Annotated in this window: 3 protein-coding genes; all 3 read left to right on the top strand. The window is 41.8% G+C overall.

What is annotated here, in order from left to right; genetic code table 11:
* Positions 1–180 precede the first annotated feature (180 nt).
* The 3 genes from U9O96_08685 (at position 181) to U9O96_08675 (ending at position 3,307) form a co-directional block, all read left to right on the top strand.
* Positions 181–450: a PRC-barrel domain-containing protein gene (locus U9O96_08685; protein ID MEA2055159.1), complete on the top strand. Its 270-nt coding sequence runs from the start codon at positions 181–183 to the stop codon at positions 448–450.
* Positions 451–512: 62 nt separating this feature from the next.
* Positions 513–1,472, top strand: coding sequence for a hypothetical protein (locus U9O96_08680; GenBank protein ID MEA2055158.1), 960 nt, complete (start codon positions 513–515; stop codon positions 1,470–1,472).
* A gap of 41 nt (positions 1,473–1,513) precedes the next feature.
* Positions 1,514–3,307 (top strand): hypothetical protein, encoded by a 1,794-nt coding sequence (locus U9O96_08675; GenBank protein MEA2055157.1) that lies wholly within the window; start codon positions 1,514–1,516, stop codon positions 3,305–3,307.
* Positions 3,308–3,621: the final 314 nt, after the last annotated feature.

Below are 3,621 nucleotides of genomic sequence, written 5' to 3'. Positions count from 1 at the left end.
TATGGCTTTGCGAATTTTTTGTCCAAATTCATAGAGTGTCATCTCATCCCACTCCAAGAGATAAGACATTGCTCTTTATAAAAAATGTCGAAATTTTTCAGGAAAAATTCCTATTCGTAGAGACTAAAGAAACCATAACTATTAATAATACATTCTGGATTTAAGATTTCAAGTGATAAAATGACAAAGGAAATAACTGAATTTCTGAATTTGCCTGCATACACCCGTAATGGAATCTATGTGGGGGAAGTAAGGAATGTGGCCTTGAATACTGAAGAAAAAAGAATAGACAGCTTGATAATCACGGACAGCAACCCGGCGTTGGTGGAAAATTCTGTGGACATCGGCGTGCCTTATAGATGGGTATCGGCGGCCGGGGATATAATAATCCTGAGTTATTTCCCTGAAAAAGTATCTACCGAGGAGGAGGAAGGGGGAGAGGAAGAGTAGTCACGGAAAAACATATATATCGAATATCTAATAACAAAATACTTTAAAAGTAGAGGTGAAATATGCTGAAAAAAAGTCTTACTCTGGGAGTAATGTTTGGGGTTGCTATACTTTTATCGAGCACTTTGCTTTCTCCGGCTGCAGATGCGATAGGTTGGGGGGCAATGAGCGCTTCTCCTGATATCACCCCTTTTTATCTCGAGAGATATGGAAGTGACTCTTTGACGTTAACTGTAAGCTATAGTGCTTTCTTTTTCCAGTATTTTCCGGTATGGGTTGAAATAAATGTAGTAAAATGTCCCGACTGGCTCACCGTCACGCCATCACAGAAAACTTTTGTCTTGAGCAAAGATGTGGGGAGCAAGAATATCAAAATCAGTATGGCTTTGAATCAGCAGGATATTCAGGCTGGTGACCTCCAGATAGTGGAATTTGAAGTTATCGGCAGGATAATCCTTGGCGGGCAGTTGAGAGAGGTGACAACTGGCAAGGCAGAGATACAGGTGGGTGTAAATCCTTATACCCAGATAACTCTCGAGATTGCAAAGCCAATTGAAAGAACCGCTCCTGACAGGGAACTCACTTTCCCGATTACGGTGAAAAATTGGGGAAATGCAGATACAACAGTTACATTAAGCCTGACAGATAAACCGGGGGAATGGCAGTCCATCATAAATCCCGCGCAGCTTATTCTCCCTGCAAAAAAGCCCGGTGATCCGAACCCAACCGAGCAGGTAGCATCACTCACGCTCACATCGCCTCATGGATGGGGGCTTTCATACCACAATGATTGGCAAGGGATTGCTCTTCAGGCAGCAGCGCGAACACAGGGCAAATACTATGTCTTAGAAGGTGACCGATTCAAAGTTTCCTCGCAGGATAAGGAGACGATTACGATTTTCAATAGTTATGCTACCATGCTCGCAAAAAACAAAGGGTTTTATGTTCCGGGCTTTGATTCAATACTCCTTATAGGGGCACTGGTTGCGATAGCATTGGTTATGAAAAAGAAAAAGCAGTGAGCCAACTAATTATATAAACAGGGAATCGATACATTTGTGCAATGAGGAAAATGCGTAAAGTTGTATTCCTACTGCTGACTTTCGTGCTTTTAATGTTTTCCCTGCCGGTACAGGAACCGGTGAGGGCAGGAATTATTCCTTGGGAGGAATGGTCAAATTTTTGGTGGAATGTGCAGACAGAGCCGATAGGAGATCCAACTGCAACCGTGGAGCCCCTAGGTGGATATGAATTTCATTTCAGATTCTGGAACGGAGGTGTTGTACAGGGTGAGTCCAAAGTCCCGTTGCGTTATTACCTGAAAATTACAGATATTACTGGTGAAGGATGGCAGGCTTCTGTAAGTCCCACATTTGTGTATCTCGGCCAAGGCGAATCGTATAACGCCACTGTGTACGTAACGGCCGGTGTAAAGCCTTCGTATATCGCGAATATTACCTGCCAGATTGCAATGCATGTGAAAATGACCAGTTTCATAAAATACGGCAACATAACCTTTCAGGTACGCTCTAAAGCATATAGGTGGCTGGGAGTCGATGTGGAAAATCCTGTTGTAAAAGGAAAACAGGAAGGAATATATACCGTAGTACTGGATATAACAAATAATGGAAATTATGATGACGAATACATTATTTCCGTACCTTATGCCCCCCGGAACTGGATATATGCTCTCTCCGAACAGCAGGTTCATTTATTTCCCGGTGAAAGCACTAGGGTAAACCTGACATTTTACATCCCTCATGAACGGCTGTACATTCAATATGAAAACTATCTCATGCAGGTAAAAGTTCAGTCAGTAAATGATCCAGGATATCATGTAACAAAGCCCATTGTTGTTAGCTTAAGCGGATTTCATATGACCGTAGGGCAACTTGCTGTTTTTGCATCCGCCATGCCGTCTCTCATGCTGCTTATTGTTTTGGGTGTTGCATTATCGCTTTCGGGTGATCCCTGCCGCCAAATTCCAAAGCCGTGGAAGGAAAAACATGAAAAAGAGCGGCTCTCAAAGCTTGCATGGAAAGAATATATGAAAGAAAAAAAATTGATGAAGGAGGAATGGAAATCGGCATTTTACTACTGCAAAGGCGAAAGAGAAAGAAAGCAGAAATTAAAAAAGTTAATGGGAGAGAAGATAAGAAAGCAGAAACTGCTGGAGAGAAAAATAATCGGTGAATGGAAAAAAGCATGGATGATACCCCATCAGGAATGGAAGAAACAGTGCAGTGAACTTAAGGACGAATATGAAAGAAAAAAGAGAAAGCTTTTCACCAAATGGAGAGAAGCGAATGGCAAAATAAAGAGAGTGAATAGTGAATTAGGTTGCCAAATTCCTCTTATACCAAAACCAGAATTGTCCCCTCCAAAAATGCTTCCGGAGCCTGGTAAGTTGCCAAAACCCCGCATACCCGGGTATGAAGTGGACAGCAAGCGGCTCGCGCTTATAAAACCAGATGAAACCCTGGTGAAAAAAATTCTTTTGCCTCTGAGGAGGGGCAAAAACATTGCAAAGATGGAAAGTGAAAAGATAAGGAGAATGGGTAACAGCAGGAAAGAAAAATTGGGGCTGGAATTTACCGCTCTGGACAAAAGGCTGGATACGGAGATAAAAGGAGCAAACAACAAAATTAAGATGGGGCGGGAACGGCTGACCCGGAACAGAAGGATCAAGGAGCGGAGGCAGAGGGTGGAGGAGGAGAAAAGAAAGGAGAGGCAGAGAATTGAAGAGGAGAAAAGAAGATTGAGGGAAAGGATGGCAGGGGAGGAGAAAAGAAAAAAGGAGAAACTGGTGAGGGGGAAGTCGGAATTGAAGAAAAGATTCGGGAGAAAGAAGAGCTGAGAATGATGCATATTTCAGATATGCCCCAGGAATGGAAGGATATACAAAGTTCGGATATACCACCAAATTGGAATGATATACGAATTACTTCGCATATAAACGAGTTATACGAAATTGTCCAAACTTTTATATTATTCATCACTGTGCCCTTTGTATTGGATTTGCGTGTTAAATATTCCGTTTTCAAGGGGCTTAATATCTATTTAATGAGGGAATAATTATGCCAAAAAAAGTCAGGGGTTGGTATTATAATCCACCAAAACAAAAAGTAGATAAATTTGCAAAAGAAGAAATTAAAAAGAAATGCGATAAAT

This window comes from Candidatus Thermoplasmatota archaeon (assembly GCA_034660695.1).
Classification (GTDB): domain Archaea; phylum Thermoplasmatota; class E2; order UBA202; family DSCA01; genus JAYEJS01.
The sequence above is the reverse complement of the archived record's forward strand: the minus strand, read 5'-3'. Positions and strand labels throughout refer to the sequence as shown.